The organism is Klebsiella sp. M041, assembly GCF_059759695.1.
Genome location: NZ_JCAXWU010000001.1, coordinates 144,168 through 161,690 on the forward strand (window position 1 = coordinate 144,168; position 17,523 = coordinate 161,690).

Sequence of the window (17,523 nt, forward strand, 5' to 3'; positions counted from 1 at the left end):
TTTCGGCGCCATTTTTATGCAGCAGATATTACTTCTTGATGCGGATTACCGGGGTTTCACCCACGGTCACGCTACCGGACAGTTTGATCAGCTCTTTGATCTCGTCCATATTGGAGATAACCACCGGAGTCAGGGTCGACTTGGCTTTCTCTTCCAGCAGCGGCAGATCGAATTCGATAACCGGGTCGCCGACTTTCACGCGCTGGCCTTCTTCAGCGATACGCTTGAAGCCTTCGCCTTTCAGTTCAACGGTATCAATACCGAAGTGAACGAACAGCTCGATGCCGCTATCAGATTCAATAGAGAACGCATGGTTGGTTTCGAAAATTTTACCAATGGTACCGTCTACCGGCGCGACCATTTTGTTGCCGGTCGGTTTGATGGCAATCCCATCGCCCACAATTTTTTCCGCAAAAACCACATCCGGCACGTCTTCAATGTTGACGATCTCACCGGAGAGGGGAGCAACAATCTCAATAGTTCCGGTGTCTTTCTTGTCATCAGAAACCAGAGATTTCAATTTATCAAACAAACCCATGATCTTCTCCTAAGCAGTAATTTGGGCCGCGCATCTCGTGGATTAGCAGATTGTTTTTTCTTCAATGAACTTGTTAACCAGCGTCATTAACTCGTCCGTTGTCGGTTGAGCAAGAGCCTGCTCTGCTAATACTTTCGCATCTTCGAAGTTCGTGTTACGAATAATCTTCTTGATGCGCGGGATGGAAATGGCGCTCATAGAGAATTCGTCCAGCCCCATACCCAGCAACAGAAGTGTAGCACGTTCATCGCCCGCAAGCTCACCGCACATGCCAGTCCATTTACCTTCAGCGTGAGAAGCATCAATAACTTGCTTAATCAGATTCAGTACAGACGGTGACATCGGCTGGTAAAGATGTGAAATCATATCATTACCACGGTCAACTGCCAGAGTATATTGCGTTAAATCATTGGTGCCGATACTAAAGAAATCAACTTCTTTGGCCAGATGACGAGCAATGGTTGCCGCAGCCGGTGTTTCCACCATCACGCCGATCTCAATGGATTCGTCAAATGCTTTACCTTCGTCACGCAGTTCCTGTTTGTAGATTTCGATCTCTTTCTTCAGCGCACGCACTTCTTCAACAGAGATGATCATCGGGAACATAATGCGCAGCTTACCGAAAGCGGAGGCACGCAGGATGGCGCGAACCTGATCGCGGAGGATCTCTTTACGATCCATCGCGATACGCACAGCACGCCAGCCGAGGAACGGGTTCTCTTCTTTCGGGAAGTTCATGTACGGCAGCTCTTTGTCGCCGCCGATGTCCATGGTACGCACGATAACGGCCTGAGAGCCACAGGCTTCAGCCACCGCTTTATAAGCCGCAAACTGCTCTTCTTCGGTTGGCAGCGCGTCGCGATCCATGAACAGGAATTCAGTACGATACAGGCCTACGCCTTCGGCGCCGTTGCGCTCAGCACCTTCGACGTCGCGAACGGTACCGATGTTGGCGCACACTTCAACCTGATGGCCGTCGAGAGTAATCGCCGGCAGATCTTTCAGTTTCGCCAGTTCGGCTTTTTCTTCCGCAACCTGAGCCTGCAGATTACGCAGCGCTTCAATTTGCTCGTTGGACGGGTTGATCAGAACCTGGTTGTTCACCGCGTCGAGAATCAGATAGTCGCCGTTTTTCACCTGCGCCGTGATGCTGCCGGTGCCCACGATGGCCGGCAGTTCGAGGGAACGCGCCATGATGGAGGTGTGGGAGGTACGGCCGCCCGCGTCGGTGATGAAACCCAGCACTTTTTTCAGGTTCAGCTGTGCGGTTTCTGACGGGGTCAGATCGGCGGCGACGAGGATGACTTCATCCTGAATCGCGCTCAGATCGATGATGGCCAGACCAAGGATGTTGCGCAGCAGGCGCTTACCGATATCACGTACGTCAGCCGCACGTTCTTTCAGGTATTCATCGTCCAGCTCTTCCAGGGCAGTGGCCTGACCGTCGATAACTTCATTGGCTGCCGCGTCGGCAGTCATATGCTTATCTTTAATCAGGGCTATGATTTCCTGCTCAAGCTCCTCATCTTCCAGCAGCATAATATGCCCTTCGAAGATGGCTTCTTTTTCTTCACCGAAAGTTTCACCAGCTTTGGTTTTGATGACCTCCAGCTGGGCGGAGGCCTTGGCGCGGCCGTTCAGGAAACGTTCGACTTCCTGATCAACCTTATCGGCAGAAATTTTCTTCCGGTCGATGACAATTTCATCTTCCTTCAGCAGCAGTGCTTTGCCGAAGGCGATACCCGGGGATGCTAAAATGCCTGAAATCATAACCCTACCTTACTTGTGACTGATATGAAAAAGAACCCGTGAACTTACTCGAGTTCAGCCATCAGTTTAACCAGATGCTCAACCGCTTTCTGTTCATCTTCGCCTTCCGCGGAGAGGGTTACTACGGTGCCCTGGGTCAGGCCCAGAGTCTGCAGTTTGAACAGGCTTTTGGCGCTGGCGCTTTTGCCGTTGGAGGTTACAGTGATCTCAGAAGTGAAGCCTTTAGCTTCTTTAACAAACTGAGCAGCAGGGCGGGTGTGCAGACCGTTCGGAGCGGTAATGGTAACTTCTTGCTGGAACATTATATTTCCCCAACTTATAGGTTTAGTGTTGTGGACCTAAAGTCTAGTCTAACGACTCGACTTTAGCCTGTATTGTTAGCGCCGGCGTTACGTTTCCGGCCTTGGCGTCGGCAGCGCCTGGCGCTGCGAAGACCTGCGGGCCATTGACGACTAGCACGTCATTAAACATTATGCCGCGAAAGGAAGACTTGAACCAAATCATAAAATCGATTCAGCTGGCGGAAATCCTCTTCTGAATAATTTCGCGCATCAAAATAAATGTGCTGGTTAAATACCAGACCCTACGAGGTGAATCAATGCCAGGAGGGGTAAAACTTTGACGTATGCCACAAAAAAGCACCTGAAAAGGTGCTTTTTTACACATTATTTACAAGCTGGCACTACTGTTGCAGTTCTTTCTCGGTGAAGAGATCGGCAAACAGCGCGGTGCTTAAATAACGCTCACCCGAGGAAGGCAGGATAACCACAATATTCTTATTGGTAAAGGCTTCATCTTCTTGCAGCTTCAGCGCCGCGGCAACGGCGGCCCCGGAAGAGATACCCGCGAGGATGCCTTCTTCTTCCATCAGGCGGCGTGCCGTGGAGATCGCTTCATCATTGGTAATGCCGATCACTTTGTCCACCAGCTTCAGATCCAGGTTACCAGGAATGAAGCCGGCGCCGATGCCCTGAATTTTGTGCGGGCCCGGCTTGAGCTCTTCACCCGCCAGCGCCTGGGAGATAACCGGCGAATCGGTCGGTTCAACCGCGACGGTGAATAGATCTTTTTTGCCCTTGGTGTTTTTAATGTAGCGGCTGACGCCGGTCAGCGTACCGCCGGTACCTACGCCGGAGATGAAGACATCCACCTGACCGTCGGTGTCTTCCCAGATTTCCGGGCCGGTGGTCTTTTCATGGATTTCCGGGTTAGCCGGGTTGCTGAACTGCTGCAGCAACAGGAATTTTTCCGGGTTGCTGGCGACAATCTCTTCCGCTTTCTGAATGGCGCCTTTCATGCCTTTGGCACCTTCGGTCAGCACCAGGTTGGCGCCCAGCGCTTTCAGAAGCTTACGACGCTCGATGCTCATGGTTTCCGGCATGGTTAGCGTTAGCTTGTAGCCGCGAGCCGCCGCCACGTAGGCGAGGGCGATACCGGTGTTGCCGCTGGTCGGTTCGACCAGTTCCACGCCCGGTTTCAGCACGCCGCGCTTTTCAGCATCCCAGATCATATTGGCGCCGATACGGCATTTTACGCTAAAGCTCGGGTTACGAGATTCTACCTTTGCCAGGATACGGCCGTTACCAATGCGGTTCAGTCGTACCAGCGGCGTATGACCGATAGTCAGGGAGTTGTCTTCAAAAATCTTACTCATGGCCCGTCCTTAACTGTATGAAATTTGGGGGTACGGCATCAGCATACCCGCTTAAAGAATATGCGGAAGTAAGGATTTAGCATATCTATATGCGGAAGGGAAATAATGATGATCAAGAAGGAATAAGTGAGATATAAGGAGCGGCTCTCGCCGCTCCAGGGGAGGTGCTGCTGTTACTTCCAGCTGGCGTGTCTGTCGCGATAGCAATCGACCCACATGGCGGTGGCGCCGCAGATAGCCACCGGGAGGATCACCAGGTTTAACACCGGGATCATGGTGAACAGGCTGGTGAGCGCGCCAAACTGCATATTCATCACCTTGCGGCTGCGCAGCGCTTCGCGCATGGTCCTGAAGGGGACCTTGTGGTTATCGAAGGGGTAATCGCAGTATTGAATCGCCAGCATCCATGCGCTGAACAGGAACCAGAGTACCGGGGCCACCGTCTGGCCAACGCCGGGTATAAAGTAGAGCAGCAACAGCACGATGGCGCGGGGCAGGTACCAGGCCAGCTTCTGCCACTCACGCTTCATGATGCGCGGAATATCCTTCATGATGCCAAAGACGCCGACGTCAGGCGGGGTGGCGCCAGTCAGACGCGCTTCCAGCTGTTCCGCCAGCAGGCCGCTGAACGGGGCGGCAATCCAGTTGGCAATAGTAGAAAAGAAATAGCCAAACACCAGCAGGATCGACAGCACCACCACCGGCCACAGCAGGTAGTTTAGCCACTGCAGCCAGTCAGGCACATGGCTCATCAGCGAAGGGATCCAGCTGTCGAGACGGGTAAACAGCCACCAGAAAGCACCGCCCATCAGCAGCACGTTAACCAGTAAAGGCAGGAAGACATAACGACGTATGCCCGGCAGCCTGATGAGTTTCCAGCCCTGCGAAAAGTAGTATACGCCGCTACGCGGGGTCGGTGCGGATGATGAAACCATAGCCAGGCATTGCTCCTTTTTGAACATCCAGTGTGAATGCTCGCTTATTTTATCGGGTCGTCAGACAATAACCAGTTAGGAAATGTTCGAAAAAACAGCAAAAAGCACGATTTAGTTCATCTTTATGTGGTGAAAGCGACCGACGCACTTGCACTTGAGGTAATCGGCAAATACTCTTAGTGAGTAAATGTTTGCCGTGGTGGCAAGGTGTTAGAACAACAGAGAATATAATGATGCAGGATTTGCGTCTGATATTAATCATTGTTGGCGCGATCGCCATAATCGCTTTACTGGTACATGGTTTCTGGACCAGCCGTAAAGAACGTTCTTCGATGTTTCGCGATCGCCCACTGAAACGTATGAAGTCGCGCGACGATGAGTCGGAAAACGACGACTTTGATGATAATGTTGAAGGCGTAGGTGAAGTCCGCGTTCATCCGGTGACTCACGCTCCGCACGGCGCGCATGGGGAGCATGAAGCCCCTCGTCAGGCGCCGCAGCACCAGTACCAGCCGCCTTACGAGCGCCAGATGCAGCAGCCTGTGCGTCCTGAGGAACCGGTTCGTCAGGCGCCGCCGCGCCAGGCCCCGGCACAACCGCAGGGGCAACCGTCTGCGCCGCATCCGGCTCCACATCCTGGCTGGCAACAGCCGCAACCCGCGCAGCCGCAACACCAGCCGCAACCTGCTGTGCAACAGCCTGTCGCGCCGCAGCCGGTGACCCCGACCGTCGCCCAGCCGCAGCCGGCCGCTCCGCAGCAGCCTGCGCCCCAGCCTGTTGCCGCGCCGCAGCCCGCGGTTGCTGAACCGCAGCCGACAGAGCCGCAGCAGCCTGCAGCGCCCCAACCGAAAGAGCGTAAAGAGACGGTCATCGTGATGAACGTTGCCGCGCACCATGGCGCGCAGCTTAACGGCGAGGTGCTTATCAATAGCATCCAGCAGGCCGGGTTCAAGTTTGGTGAAATGAATATTTTCCACCGCCATCTGAGCCCGGACGGCAGCGGCCCGGTACTGTTCAGCCTGGCCAACATGGTGAAGCCGGGGACCTTCAATCCGGACAGCATGGCGGATATGATGACCCCTGGGGTGACTATCTTTATGCAGGTCCCTTCCTACGGTGATGAACTGCAGAACTTCAAGCTGATGCTGCAGTCTGCGCAGTATATCGCCGATGAAGTGGGCGGCGTGGTGCTTGACGATCAGCGTCGCATGATGACGCCGCAAAAACTGCGTGAATACCAGGATCGTATTCGCGAAGTGAAAGACGCGAACGCCTGACGTTCCGCGTTATCTCAACTCCTTCTCAACCCCCGCCTGTCGGGGGTTTTTTATCATTGATGGTGTGATATGGAACCGATCGAACAACAACTGACTGAACTGCGAACCACGCTTCGCCATCATGAATACCTGTACCACGTTATGGACGCACCGGAAGTGCCCGATGCGGAGTATGACCGGCTGATGCGCGAGCTGCGCGAGCTGGAGAGCCAGCATCCGGAGCTGATTACCCCGGATTCACCGACTCAGCGCGTGGGGGCGGCGCCGCTGACCGCCTTCAGCCAGATCCGCCATGAAGTGCCGATGCTGTCGCTGGACAACGTGTTTGACGAAGAGAGCTTTCTGGCCTTCAACAAGCGGGTGCAGGATCGCCTGAAAAGCACTGACCCTCTCATCTACTGCTGCGAGCTGAAGCTCGACGGCCTCGCGGTGAGCATTCTCTACGAAAACGGCGTGCTGGTGCAGGCGGCGACCCGCGGCGACGGCACCACCGGCGAGGATATTACCTCTAACGTGCGAACCATCCGCACCATCCCGCTCAGGCTGCATGGCGATAATATTCCCGCACGCCTGGAAGTGCGCGGGGAAGTGTTCCTCCCGCAGGCCGGGTTCGAAAAAATCAATGAAGAAGCTCGACGCACCGGCGGAAAAGTGTTTGCTAACCCGCGCAATGCGGCGGCGGGCTCGTTGCGCCAGCTGGATCCGCGCATCACCGCGAAGCGACCGCTTACTTTCTTCTGCTACGGCGTTGGGGTGCTGGAGGGCGGTGAGCTGCCGGCCAGCCACTCGGCCCGTTTACAGCAGTTTAAAGCATGGGGATTACCGGTGAGCGATCGCGTCACCCTTTGTCATACCCCCGAGGAAGTGCTCACTTACTATCGTAAAGTCGAGGAAGATCGTCCCCATCTGGGCTTTGACATTGATGGCGTGGTGATCAAAGTCGATTCGCTGGCGCTGCAGGAGCAGTTAGGTTTCGTGGCCCGCGCGCCGCGCTGGGCCGTGGCCTTTAAGTTCCCCGCCCAGGAGCAGATGACTTTCGTCCGGGACGTGGAGTTCCAGGTGGGCCGCACCGGGGCGATTACGCCGGTGGCGCGCCTGGAGCCGGTCCATGTCGCCGGCGTGCTGGTGAGTAATGCCACGTTGCATAATGCCGATGAGATCGAACGCTTAGGCTTGAAAATCGGCGACAAGGTGGTGATTCGCCGGGCAGGCGACGTGATCCCTCAGGTGGTCAACGTGGTGCTTTCCGAACGCCCGGCAGATGCCCGGGATGTTGAATTCCCGACCCACTGCCCGGTCTGTCAGTCCGACGTTGAGCGAGTGGAAGGCGAGGCGGTAGCCCGCTGTACCGGCGGCCTTATCTGCGGCGCGCAGCGTAAAGAGTCGCTCAAGCACTTTGTCTCCCGTCGCGCGCTGGACGTTGACGGCATGGGCGACAAGATCATCGACCAGCTGGTGGAGAAAGAGTACGTCCATACCCCGGCGGATCTGTTCCGGCTGACCGCAGGGAAACTGACCGGGCTGGATCGGATGGGGCCGAAGTCCGCGCAAAACGTGGTCAACGCTCTCGAGAAAGCCAAAGAGACAACCTTTGCGCGTTTCCTCTACGCCTTAGGCATTCGCGAGGTAGGAGAAGCGACGGCGGCGGGCCTGGCGGCGCATTTCGGCACCCTCGAGGCCCTGGAGCAGGCTTCCATTGAGGAGCTGCAGAAGGTCCCTGATGTCGGCATTGTGGTCGCCACCCATACCTTCAACTTCTTTGCCGAAGAGAGCAACCGCGATGTCATCGCGCAGCTGCTGGCGGAAGGGGTTCACTGGCCGGCGCCGGTGGTGGTGAAGGCGGAAGAGATTGACAGCCCGTTTGCAGGCAAAACCGTCGTCCTGACCGGCAGCCTCAGTCAGCTGTCGCGGGATGACGCCAAAGCGCGTTTGGTGGCGCTGGGGGCGAAGGTGGCGGGCAGCGTATCGAAGAAGACCGATCTGGTGATTGCTGGCGAAGCGGCGGGTTCTAAGCTGGCGAAAGCGCAGGAGCTCGGCATCGAGGTGATTGACGAAGCCGAAATGATGCGTCTGCTGGGAGAATAACGTGGATAAAGCGCAGCTGGTGGAGATCGCCAATACTGAGATGCCGTTCGGTAAATACAAGGGGCGTCGTTTAATCGATGTCCCGGAGGAGTATTTATTGTGGTTCGCGCGCAAGGATCAATTCCCTGCCGGCCATCTCGGCGAACTGATGGCGCTGACCCTTCTGATTAAAAGCGAGGGGCTGAGCGATCTGGTCCAGCCCCTGAAGAAAGCGCGTTAAGCTTTGGCGGCGTTGGCCTTTTCCTGAGCGAGACGCGCATCGGTTTGCTGTTTATAGCGCCGCGCCAGCACCGCGCAGACCATCAGCTGGATTTGATGGAAGATCATCAGCGGCAGCACCATGATGCCGAGGATGGAGGTCGGAAAGAGAATATTGGCCATCGGGATGCCGTTGGCCAGGCTCTTTTTCGAACCGCAGAAGACGATGGTAATTTCATCGGCTTTGTTAAAGCCGCAGCGGCGGGCGACGAACACATTGACCGCGATGACGATGGCCAGCAGCACCAGGCTGACCACCACGATAAACAGCAGCGATCCCAGACCCACTTTATGCCAGATGCCGTTCACCACCGCCTCGCTAAAGGCGGAGTAAACCACCAGCAGAATCGAGGTCTGGTCGGTCTTACCAATCCACTTCTTATGCTTCGCCACCCAGTTGCCGATCCACGGCCGCGATAAATGGCCGAGCACGAAAGGCAACAGCAGCTGCAGCATGATCTTTCCGACCTGCTCGAGGCTACCGCCTGCGCCATGAAGGTTCATCAGGGCACCCACCAGCAGCGGTGAAACAAAGATGCCCAGCAGGCTGGAGGCCGAGGCTGAGCAGACCGCCGCCGCGACGTTGCCTCCGGCCAGCGAGGTGAAGGCGATGGCGGATTGCACGGTGGCCGGCAGAATGCACAAATAAATAAAGCCGCTGTAGAGCATCGGATCGACCTTCACCGGCGCCCACCAGGCAAACAGAACCCCCAGCACCGGGAAGAGAATAAAGGTGCTGCACATCACCCACAGATGCAAACGCCAGTGGCTGCCGCCGGCGATAATTGCCTCCCGGGAGAGTTTGGCGCCGTGCATAAAGAACAGCAGGGCGATGGCGGCGGTGGTCAGATGTTCAAAGAAGGGGACGAAAGCGCCCCGGGCCGGGAAGAATGAGGCCAACAGGACAACGGTGACCAGGGTTGCCGTAAACGGATCGAGAATGCGGAAAAGTTTCATAAACGCTCCTGAAAAGAGATGCGTTATTGTGCTTTTTTTGATTTGAGAAATAAAATTGATTTATTGCATCTATTCATGAATAAAAAAGATGAATTACTCTCTGCGTCAGTTAAAAGTATTTGTTACCGTCGCCCGCGCCAGGAGCTTTAGCCGGGCGGGGGAGATGATTGGCTTAAGCCAGTCGGCCGTCAGCCACAGCGTCAAGGAGCTGGAGCATCAGACCGGGGTCCGTCTCCTAGACCGTACCACCCGGGAGGTGGTCCTCACCGAGGCGGGTCAACAGCTGGCAGGCAGGCTGGAGCGTTTGCTCGATGAGCTGGCGGTGACGCTGCGCGATGCCGGTCGGGTAGGCCAGCAGCTGAGCGGCACCGTCAAGGTTGCCGCCAGTCAGACGATTTCCGCCCACCTTATTCCCCAGTGTATTGCTCACAGCAATCGTCGCTATCCTGATATCGATTTCGTGCTGCACGACCGGCCTCAGCAGTGGGTGCTGGAGAGTATTCGCCAGGGGGAAGTGGATTTCGGCATTGTGATTGATCCTGGCCCGGCGGCGGACCTGCAATGTGAAGTGGTCCTGGCGGAACCTTTTTTGCTGCTCTGCCGGGAGGATCATCCTTTTGCCAGCCTGACTGAAGTGCCATGGCAGGCGCTACAGGATGAGAGACTGATCCTGCAGGACTATGCCTCCGGCAGCCGTCCGCTGATTGATGCGGCTCTCAGCAGGCTGGCTGTCCGGGCGAACATTGTGCAGGAGATTGGCCATCCGGCAACGCTGTTTCCGATGGTGGAGTCGGGAATTGGCATCAGCGTATTGCCGGCGCTGGCGCTGCCGTTACCGCAGGGAAGCCATCTGGCGGTGAAGCGACTCACTCCGATAATGGAGCGGCAGCTGATGCTGGCATGCCGGAAAAATCGCTCGCTGTCGACCGCCGCCCAGGCGTTATGGGAAATCGTGCGAGAAGAAGGGGAGAATCTCACCGCCGCCAGGGTTGAAGATCCGTTGTATCAGCGTTGATAGCGGTTTATCGCCACGGGGAGGCTCGTGGCCAGAGCGTGCGTTCCGCGGATAGCAAAAAGGCGCCTTTAGGGCGCCTTTTTACATTGGTGGGTCGTGCAGGATTCGAACCTGCGACCAATTGATTAAAAGTCAACTGCTCTACCAACTGAGCTAACGACCCGAAGTGGTGGGTGATGACGGGATCGAACCGCCGACCCCCTCCTTGTAAGGGAGGTGCTCTCCCAGCTGAGCTAATCACCCACTTCGGTACTTCACATTTTGACAGAAAATCCAGCTGGCGAGAAAGTGGTGGGTGATGACGGGATCGAACCGCCGACCCCCTCCTTGTAAGGGAGGTGCTCTCCCAGCTGAGCTAATCACCCACTTCTCAATTTTCTGTTCTACACGGCGGAGACTACGTTAAGTAGTGGTGGGTGATGACGGGATCGAACCGCCGACCCCCTCCTTGTAAGGGAGGTGCTCTCCCAGCTGAGCTAATCACCCCCGCTGTGTGGAGTCGCATTATAGGGAGAGTTGAAAATGAGTCAACGCCTTTTCTAAAGAATTCGTTCGTTCGTCGTAAAATTAAACAAAGCGATCGCAAAACCGGCGTCATAGCATGATTTATAAACAAAAACGGCAAACCGCGACGTTCCGACGGGAACAACATTGAGGAATCAGCCCACGGTGTTAGAATATTGACCCATAATTTCCACCGGACATTGCCGGCTATCGGCATCTTTATTAAACGTAAGGCCAATTCATGAAAATCAAAACTCGCTTCGCGCCAAGCCCAACCGGCTATCTGCACGTTGGCGGTGCGCGTACTGCTCTCTATTCCTGGCTTTTTGCCCGTAACCACGGCGGTGAGTTTGTACTGCGTATTGAAGACACCGATCTCGAACGCTCCACCCCGGAAGCAATTGAAGCCATCATGGATGGCATGAACTGGCTGAATCTGCAATGGGACGAAGGTCCCTATTACCAGACCAAACGTTTCGATCGTTATAACAACGTGATCGATGAGATGCTGGAAGCCGGTACCGCTTATAAATGCTATTGCTCGAAAGAGCGTCTGGAAGCGTTGCGCGAAGAGCAAATGGCGAACGGTGAGAAGCCGCGTTACGATGGACGCTGCCGCCATAGCCACGAGCATCATGCTGACGATGAGCCGTGCGTGGTACGTTTCGCCAACCCGCAGGAAGGGTCGGTTATTTTTGACGATCAGATCCGCGGACCTATCGAGTTCAGCAACCAGGAGCTGGACGATCTGATCATTCGCCGTACCGATGGTTCCCCGACCTACAACTTCTGCGTCGTAGTGGATGACTGGGACATGGCGATCACCCACGTGATCCGTGGTGAAGATCATATCAACAACACGCCGCGCCAGATCAACATCCTTAAAGCGCTGAATGCGCCGGTGCCGGTATACGCGCACGTATCGATGATCAACGGCGACGATGGCAAGAAACTCTCCAAACGCCACGGGGCGGTCAGCGTGATGCAGTATCGCGACGATGGCTACCTGCCGGAAGCGCTGCTGAACTATCTGGTGCGTCTGGGCTGGTCCCATGGCGATCAGGAGATCTTCACCCGCGAAGAGATGATCGAGTTCTTCTCGCTGGGGGCGGTCAGCAAATCCGCGAGTGCGTTCAACACCGACAAGCTGCTGTGGCTGAACCATCATTACATCAATACGCTGCCGGCGGAGTATGTGGCGACGCATCTGCAGTGGCATATTGAGCAGGAAAATATCGATACCCGCAACGGTCCGCAGCTGGCCGAGTTGGTGAAGCTGCTGGGCGAGCGTTGCAAAACGCTGAAAGAGATTGCCCAGAGCTGCCGCTACTTCTATGAAGAGTTCGCTGAATTCGACGCCGACGCGGCGAAGAAACATCTGCGTCCGGTAGCGCGTCAGCCGCTGGAAGTCGTCCGCGACAAGCTGGCGGCGATTAGCGACTGGACGGCGGAAAACGTCCACCACGCGATTCAGGCGACCGCTGATGAGCTGGAAGTGGGCATGGGTAAAGTCGGTATGCCGCTGCGCGTGGCCGTTACCGGTGCAGGGCAGTCTCCTGCGCTTGACGTTACCGTCCATGCAATCGGCAAGTCCCGTAGCGTAGAGCGTATCAATAAAGCGCTGGCTTTTATCGCTGAGCGCGAAGGCCAGGCGTCCTGACGGGGACGTAGATGATATAACGGCAGGATACCCCTGCCGTTTTTTTTGTCTGTTACGCCGGGCTGGCGATGCCGAGGCGGGCAAGAAAACCGCTAATCCCTTCCCGGGCCAGCAGGTCGCGGAGCTGCAGCTGTTCTGCCGGAGTCATCAGTTGCAGGGTTTCTGTGATTTGCCGCCAGATCGCGTCCGCTTCATTGACCAGGTAAGCGCCTGGCGATTCCGCGAGATGATTGTCGCTAAATAGATGGCGTCTGGCGGGAATGTTCGTCAGAAACTCGCGCACCGGTTGGTCGATGACCACCAGCCGCGCTCGGCCTCCTTTGACGCCGGGTATTGTTTCCGTGCGCCATTTCTTCTCACGAACCCAGCGATTGATCGTTTGTCTCGCCAGCCCCAGGCAGTCGGCAAGCTCTGCGGGCGTCATTTTATCTTTTAGTTTCATCATGGTTTACCGATCGCGGATCCCTAACCGAAGCAGTAACCCGGTGATCCCCTCGCGTAACAGCAGCGACATAAGCTGCTTCTGCTCGCTGGGAGTGAGTTCTTTACAGAGGGTCAGCAGCAGCGATTCCAGATCGCTGTCGTGGGGAGAATAGGTGCCGGGCGTCTCCGCCACGCGCTGGGCGCTGCGGATAAACTCCCTGACTTGCTCATTGACATGGACCAGGCGCGCCTTACCGCCCTGGACGCCTGGCCGCGGAGAGGTCTGCCAGCCTTCTTTCCGCACCCACTTATTGATAGTTTGCCGGCTGTAGCCGGTCAGATGGGCGATTTCTTCAGGTGTCATTCGTTCCTTGAGCATACTATTTCCTGAGTAAATGTATGGGAATTAGCTGTCCATGTTATAGCATCCTTTTACTGGAAAAGGTGACCTGTTTAACTTCTGGCTGCGATAAGGCTCGCAATCTCAGCAGGTTGCCTGCTTTTTCAGCGATTGAATCGAGAAGGATAATTTTGCCGTTGACACCTGAGCGAGGAATTCATATTATGCCGCCCGTCAACACGACACGCTTTACGTTACGGGGCTATAGCTCAGCTGGGAGAGCGCTTGCATGGCATGCAAGAGGTCAGCGGTTCGATCCCGCTTAGCTCCACCAAATTCTGCACCCAGCGGATTTGGTTCGTAAAGAGGTCCTGTGGGGCTATAGCTCAGCTGGGAGAGCGCTTGCATGGCATGCAAGAGGTCAGCGGTTCGATCCCGCTTAGCTCCACCAAAATTCAGAACCCTCGCTTCGGCGGGGGTTTTTTTTATCTATTTTCATGTAAAGCACTTTCTGGTTACGTCAGTTAATCTCCAGCTATTAAAATCGAAAGTAATTTCAGACTTTTTCCTGATAATTAACCTTGCTTGCCCTAAATAAGCAACATAACATTTCCCCCATTAAACGTAATGAGGTTGCCGGAGTTTTAATTAACAATAATGGTTGATAAAATTAACATTAATATCAAAAAAACTCTGTTGGCCTTTATCGTCTGTTTAGTCGTTATTCCGCTGGCTCGTTTTATTTCACCGCAAACGGTTATTGATGGCAATCTTATTTATATTGCCTGGCTGCCAATCAGCGTAATGTTTTCTGTTATTTTTATTTTTGGTCGCTATGCGATTGCGCCATTAATTTTCGCCTTTGCCATTACCAATAGCCTGATAATTAAATTAACGCTACCGCAGGCGTTTATCTTACTCTTTTGTCAGCTGTTTGCGGTGTTCGTCTCCTGCGCTATTCTAAGACTGATGGTGGGTAAGCGCTGGCGCTGTGGTCCAACGGCGAAACATATGGGGGCGCGGATCTTCTGGGGCGGGTTCTTCGCGCCGGTGCTGCTGAAAATCACCATGTACCTCGCCGGACAATATTTTGCGTTTCCCCTATCTATTACCAGCTATTTTGGTAGTATGCCGTTGATTTACACCGTAATAGATATTCAAAGTTTAATCAGCGCCGCATTAATTTTTACCACCTTTTTATATTATCCAATGCGGATGATTATCAATCCACGCTACGCTCGACGATTCTGGCGGCAGGAATGTTTACCGTGGCTGGCAGCAAAATATCGTTCCTTTACGCTATATTGGTTTATTGCGCTGGCGGTGATATTAACGCTATTGTGTGCGCCGTATCAGTCTGAATTTATTGCCGGTTATTTAGTTCCGGTGATTTTTATCGTCTACTTTATCGGGATTAGCCGGATTGGTCATGCGCTGCTGCGTATTTCATGGTCGGTCTCGGCTTTTTTACTGGTGGTGTATAACAAAAACTTTCTCCAGGGCGTCCAAAGCGAGTATTCATTATCCTTTGTGCTGTCAGTGTTGATCTCCTTTACTATCTGTTTGTTTTATATGGCAGACACCTATGCCCGCAGCGATCGCAATAAACGCCGCTGGCGTAGTCAGGCGGAAGAAGATCCGCTGACTGGCTTGCCTAACCTGCGCGCGCTGGAGAGCCATTTACAGAGCTGTCCGCAGCAGGTTATCTGCAGCCTGCGTATTCATAATCTCGACTTTCTCAGCAGGCATTATGGCCTGATGATGGGGGTGGACTGTAAACGGCAGATTATTCGGGCGCTGCAACCGCTGCTGGGGGCGGCGGATAAAGTTTTCCAGGTGCCGGGCAGCGAACTGATCCTCGTGCTTGACGGACCGGAGCCTTCATCCCGTTTGCACCATATGGTCGCGGTTCTCAACCACAAAAAATTCAGCTGGCACAATCAGCCGCTGGATCTGGAGTTTGGCGCGGCCTGGGGCCGCGACGACGGTCAGCGCGAGGGCCTTCACCAGATGCTGGGTCAGCTAAGCTGGCTTTCCGAACAGGCGGGCAGCGAACGTCGGGTGCTGGCGCTGGATGAGGAGCAGGAGCTGGTGGTGGATCAAACCACCGAGCAGGTGCGCCTCCTCATGCGCGTCAAGCAGGTGCTCAAAGAGCGGGCGCTCATGCTCTATGCGCAACCGATTCAGAACAGGGAAGGGGAGGGATATCATGAGATCCTCACCCGGATGCGCTGTGGCGATAGCGTCATTATGCCCGATCAGTTTATCCCGTTGATTGTGCAGTTTAACCTCAGCCAACGTTTCGACATGCTGGTGCTGGAGACCTTGTTCAGCGTGCTTCATCAGCACGCTGGCCAGCGATTCTCGGTCAATCTGCTGCCTGCAACCCTGATGCAAAAGGATAGCGCCGCGCAGATTATCGCGCTGTTTCAACGCTATGCGGTCTCACCAGACCTTATCACTATTGAAGTCACTGAAGAGCAGGCCTTTTCCAATGCCGACATCAGCCGGCAAAATCTTGAAGCGCTGCGCGCGTTTGGCTGCGCCATCGCCATTGATGACTTTGGCACCGGATATGCGAACTATGAACGACTGAAGCATCTCCAGGCCGATATCATCAAGATTGACGGCTGCTTCGTCCGCGACATCCTCACTGACCCGCTGGACGCCATTATGGTGAAATCGATTGTCGAGATGGCGCGGGCGAAACAGATGAGCGTGGTGGCGGAATATGTCGAAAGCGAACCGCAAAAAGCGCGCTTGCTGGAGCTGGGGGTGAATTATCTGCAGGGCTACCTGGTGGGCAAGCCTCAGCCGCTGGGCGAATGAAGGGTAAAAAAAAGCCGGGCATCGCCCGGCTCAGATGACAGGCGCCTGTTACAGAACCAGAGCCGCAATAGAAGCAGACAGGACGCTGACCAGCGTGGAGCCGTAAACCAGCTTCAGACCGAAGCGAGAAACCACGTTGCCCTGTTCTTCGTTCAGACCTTTGATCGCCCCGGCGATGATGCCGATAGACGAGAAGTTGGCGAAGGAGACCAGGAAGATAGAGATAATGCCTTCCGCGCGCGGGGAGAGCGTCGAGGCGATTTTCTGCAGATCCATCATGGCGACGAATTCATTGGAGACCAGCTTGGTAGCCATAATACTGCCCACCTGCAGCGCTTCGCTTGCCGGCACGCCCATCACCCAGGCGACCGGGTAGAAGATATAGCCAAGGATCCCCTGGAAGGAGATGCTGTAGCCGAACCAGCCGGTCACAGTGGCGAACAGGGCGTTCAGCGCGGAGATCAGCGCGATGAAGCCGATCAGCATCGCCGCCACGATAATCGCGACTTTAAAGCCCGCCAGAATGTACTCGCCCAGCATCTCGAAGAAGCTTTGACCTTCGTGCAGATTCGACATCTGCAGATTTTCTTCACTCTCTTCCACACGGTACGGGTTAATCAACGACAGAACGATAAAGGTGCTGAACATGTTGAGCACCAGCGCCGCGACGACGTACTTCGGCTGCAGCATGGTCATGTATGCGCCAACGATGGACATCGATACGGTGGACATCGCGGTCGCCGCCATGGTGTACATACGGTTGCGCGACATTTTGCCGAGAATATCTTTATAGGCAATAAAGTTTTCCGACTGGCCGAGGATCAGCGAGCTGACGGCGTTGAAGGACTCCAGCTTGCCCATGCCGTTGATTTTCGACAGCACGGTACCGATGGCGCGAATAACAATCGGCAGGATGCGAATATGCTGCAAAATACCGATCAACGCGGAAATGAAGACGATAGGGCACAGAACCTTAAGGAAGAAGAAGGCCAGACCTTTGTCGTTCATGCTGCCGAACACGAAGTTTGTCCCTTCGTTGGCAAAGCCGAGAAGTTTTTCAAACATCTCGGAGAAGCCTTTCACAAAACCCAGACCAATATCGGAGTTCAGGAAGAACCAGGCCAGCAGGACTTCAATGACAAGCAGTTGAACAACATAACGAATACGGATCTTTTTACGGTCATGACTGACCAACAGGGCCAGTATAGCCACCACAACGATCGCGAGGACAAAATGCAAGACGCGGTCCATAGTTGCTCCAAATATGAGGCAGGTTAA

15 protein-coding genes and 6 tRNA genes are annotated in these 17,523 nt (G+C 54.8%); 8 read left to right on the plus strand and 13 right to left on the minus strand.

The features are described from left to right. Positions 1-28 precede the first annotated feature (28 nt). The 5 genes from crr to cysZ form a co-directional block, all read right to left on the minus strand. A complete protein-coding gene (crr, locus tag AC6CWS_RS00685; RefSeq protein WP_000522253.1) occupies positions 29-538 on the minus strand; it encodes a PTS glucose transporter subunit IIA in 510 nt (169 codons plus the stop codon). 42 nt (positions 539-580) lie between these two features. Next, positions 581-2,308, minus strand: a complete 1,728-nt coding sequence (ptsI, locus tag AC6CWS_RS00690) for a phosphoenolpyruvate-protein phosphotransferase PtsI (RefSeq protein WP_080901541.1) — start codon at positions 2,306-2,308, stop codon at positions 581-583. A gap of 44 nt (positions 2,309-2,352) precedes the next feature. Next, positions 2,353-2,610, minus strand: a complete 258-nt coding sequence (ptsH, locus tag AC6CWS_RS00695) for a phosphocarrier protein Hpr (RefSeq protein WP_002913505.1) — start codon at positions 2,608-2,610, stop codon at positions 2,353-2,355. 380 nt (positions 2,611-2,990) lie between these two features. Next, positions 2,991-3,962 (minus strand): cysteine synthase A, encoded by a 972-nt coding sequence (cysK, locus tag AC6CWS_RS00700; protein ID WP_023290592.1) that lies wholly within the window; start codon positions 3,960-3,962, stop codon positions 2,991-2,993. 173 nt (positions 3,963-4,135) lie between these two features. Beyond that, complete coding sequence (gene cysZ, locus AC6CWS_RS00705) at positions 4,136-4,897, minus strand: sulfate transporter CysZ (RefSeq protein WP_023290591.1); 762 nt, start codon at positions 4,895-4,897, stop codon at positions 4,136-4,138. A gap of 230 nt (positions 4,898-5,127) precedes the next feature. On the opposite strand from cysZ, the gene zipA reads away from it, so the two are divergent. The 3 genes from zipA (at position 5,128) to AC6CWS_RS00720 (ending at position 8,479) form a co-directional block, all read left to right on the plus strand. Further along, the gene (gene zipA, locus AC6CWS_RS00710) at positions 5,128-6,174 is read left to right on the plus strand and encodes a cell division protein ZipA (RefSeq protein WP_165476273.1); all 1,047 of its coding nucleotides are present in this window, start codon (positions 5,128-5,130) and stop codon (positions 6,172-6,174) included. Positions 6,175-6,243: 69 nt separating this feature from the next. Then, positions 6,244-8,259 carry an NAD-dependent DNA ligase LigA gene (gene ligA / locus AC6CWS_RS00715; RefSeq protein ID WP_032453683.1) on the plus strand — a complete coding sequence of 672 codons (2,016 nt, stop codon included), beginning with the start codon at positions 6,244-6,246 and terminating at the stop codon, positions 8,257-8,259. Between the two features lies 1 nt (position 8,260). Beyond that, positions 8,261-8,479 (plus strand): DUF3820 family protein, encoded by a 219-nt coding sequence (locus tag AC6CWS_RS00720; protein ID WP_004202007.1) that lies wholly within the window; start codon positions 8,261-8,263, stop codon positions 8,477-8,479. Here the strand turns inward: AC6CWS_RS00720 and AC6CWS_RS00725 are convergent. Continuing rightward, the gene (locus AC6CWS_RS00725) at positions 8,476-9,474 is read right to left on the minus strand and encodes a bile acid:sodium symporter family protein (protein ID WP_023290588.1); all 999 of its coding nucleotides are present in this window, start codon (positions 9,472-9,474) and stop codon (positions 8,476-8,478) included. The genes AC6CWS_RS00720 and AC6CWS_RS00725 overlap by 4 nt on opposite strands. 88 nt (positions 9,475-9,562) lie before the next feature. On the opposite strand from AC6CWS_RS00725, the gene AC6CWS_RS00730 reads away from it, so the two are divergent. Continuing rightward, entirely contained in the window at positions 9,563-10,489 is a 927-nt protein-coding gene (locus tag AC6CWS_RS00730) for a LysR family transcriptional regulator (protein ID WP_032453682.1), read from the plus strand. 87 nt (positions 10,490-10,576) lie between these two features. On the opposite strand, the gene AC6CWS_RS00735 is transcribed toward AC6CWS_RS00730, so the two are convergent. The 4 genes from AC6CWS_RS00735 to AC6CWS_RS00750 all read right to left on the minus strand — a co-directional run bounded on the left by AC6CWS_RS00735 (position 10,577) and on the right by AC6CWS_RS00750 (position 10,975). Next, positions 10,577-10,652 (minus strand) — tRNA-Lys (locus tag AC6CWS_RS00735). 4 nt (positions 10,653-10,656) lie between these two features. Next, positions 10,657-10,732: transfer RNA gene (locus AC6CWS_RS00740), tRNA-Val, on the minus strand. 46 nt (positions 10,733-10,778) lie between these two features. Continuing rightward, a tRNA-Val gene (locus tag AC6CWS_RS00745) sits at positions 10,779-10,854 on the minus strand. A gap of 45 nt (positions 10,855-10,899) precedes the next feature. Then, positions 10,900-10,975: transfer RNA gene (locus AC6CWS_RS00750), tRNA-Val, on the minus strand. A gap of 259 nt (positions 10,976-11,234) precedes the next feature. On the opposite strand from AC6CWS_RS00750, the gene gltX reads away from it, so the two are divergent. Beyond that, a complete protein-coding gene (gene gltX, locus AC6CWS_RS00755; RefSeq protein WP_004202014.1) occupies positions 11,235-12,653 on the plus strand; it encodes a glutamate--tRNA ligase in 1,419 nt (472 codons plus the stop codon). A 52-nt stretch (positions 12,654-12,705) separates the two neighbouring features. Here the strand turns inward: gltX and AC6CWS_RS00760 are convergent, their stop codons facing one another. Together AC6CWS_RS00760 and AC6CWS_RS00765 are read right to left on the minus strand one after the other, a co-directional pair. Further along, positions 12,706-13,098: a MerR family transcriptional regulator gene (locus AC6CWS_RS00760; RefSeq protein ID WP_023290586.1), complete on the minus strand. Its 393-nt coding sequence runs from the start codon at positions 13,096-13,098 to the stop codon at positions 12,706-12,708. A 3-nt stretch (positions 13,099-13,101) separates the two neighbouring features. Then, complete coding sequence (locus tag AC6CWS_RS00765; protein ID WP_004202017.1) at positions 13,102-13,455, minus strand: YfeC-like transcriptional regulator; 354 nt, start codon at positions 13,453-13,455, stop codon at positions 13,102-13,104. Between the two features lie 219 nt (positions 13,456-13,674). On the opposite strand from AC6CWS_RS00765, the gene AC6CWS_RS00770 reads away from it, so the two are divergent. From AC6CWS_RS00770 to AC6CWS_RS00780, 3 genes are all read left to right on the plus strand, one after another. Then, positions 13,675-13,750, plus strand: a tRNA-Ala gene (locus AC6CWS_RS00770). Positions 13,751-13,791: 41 nt separating this feature from the next. Further along, positions 13,792-13,867, plus strand: a tRNA-Ala gene (locus AC6CWS_RS00775). A gap of 206 nt (positions 13,868-14,073) precedes the next feature. Then, complete coding sequence (locus AC6CWS_RS00780) at positions 14,074-16,245, plus strand: EAL domain-containing protein (RefSeq protein WP_080901544.1); 2,172 nt, start codon at positions 14,074-14,076, stop codon at positions 16,243-16,245. 48 nt (positions 16,246-16,293) lie between these two features. Here the strand turns inward: AC6CWS_RS00780 and nupC are convergent, their stop codons facing one another. Further along, positions 16,294-17,496 (minus strand): nucleoside permease NupC, encoded by a 1,203-nt coding sequence (nupC, locus tag AC6CWS_RS00785; protein WP_012540950.1) that lies wholly within the window; start codon positions 17,494-17,496, stop codon positions 16,294-16,296. Positions 17,497-17,523: the final 27 nt, after the last annotated feature.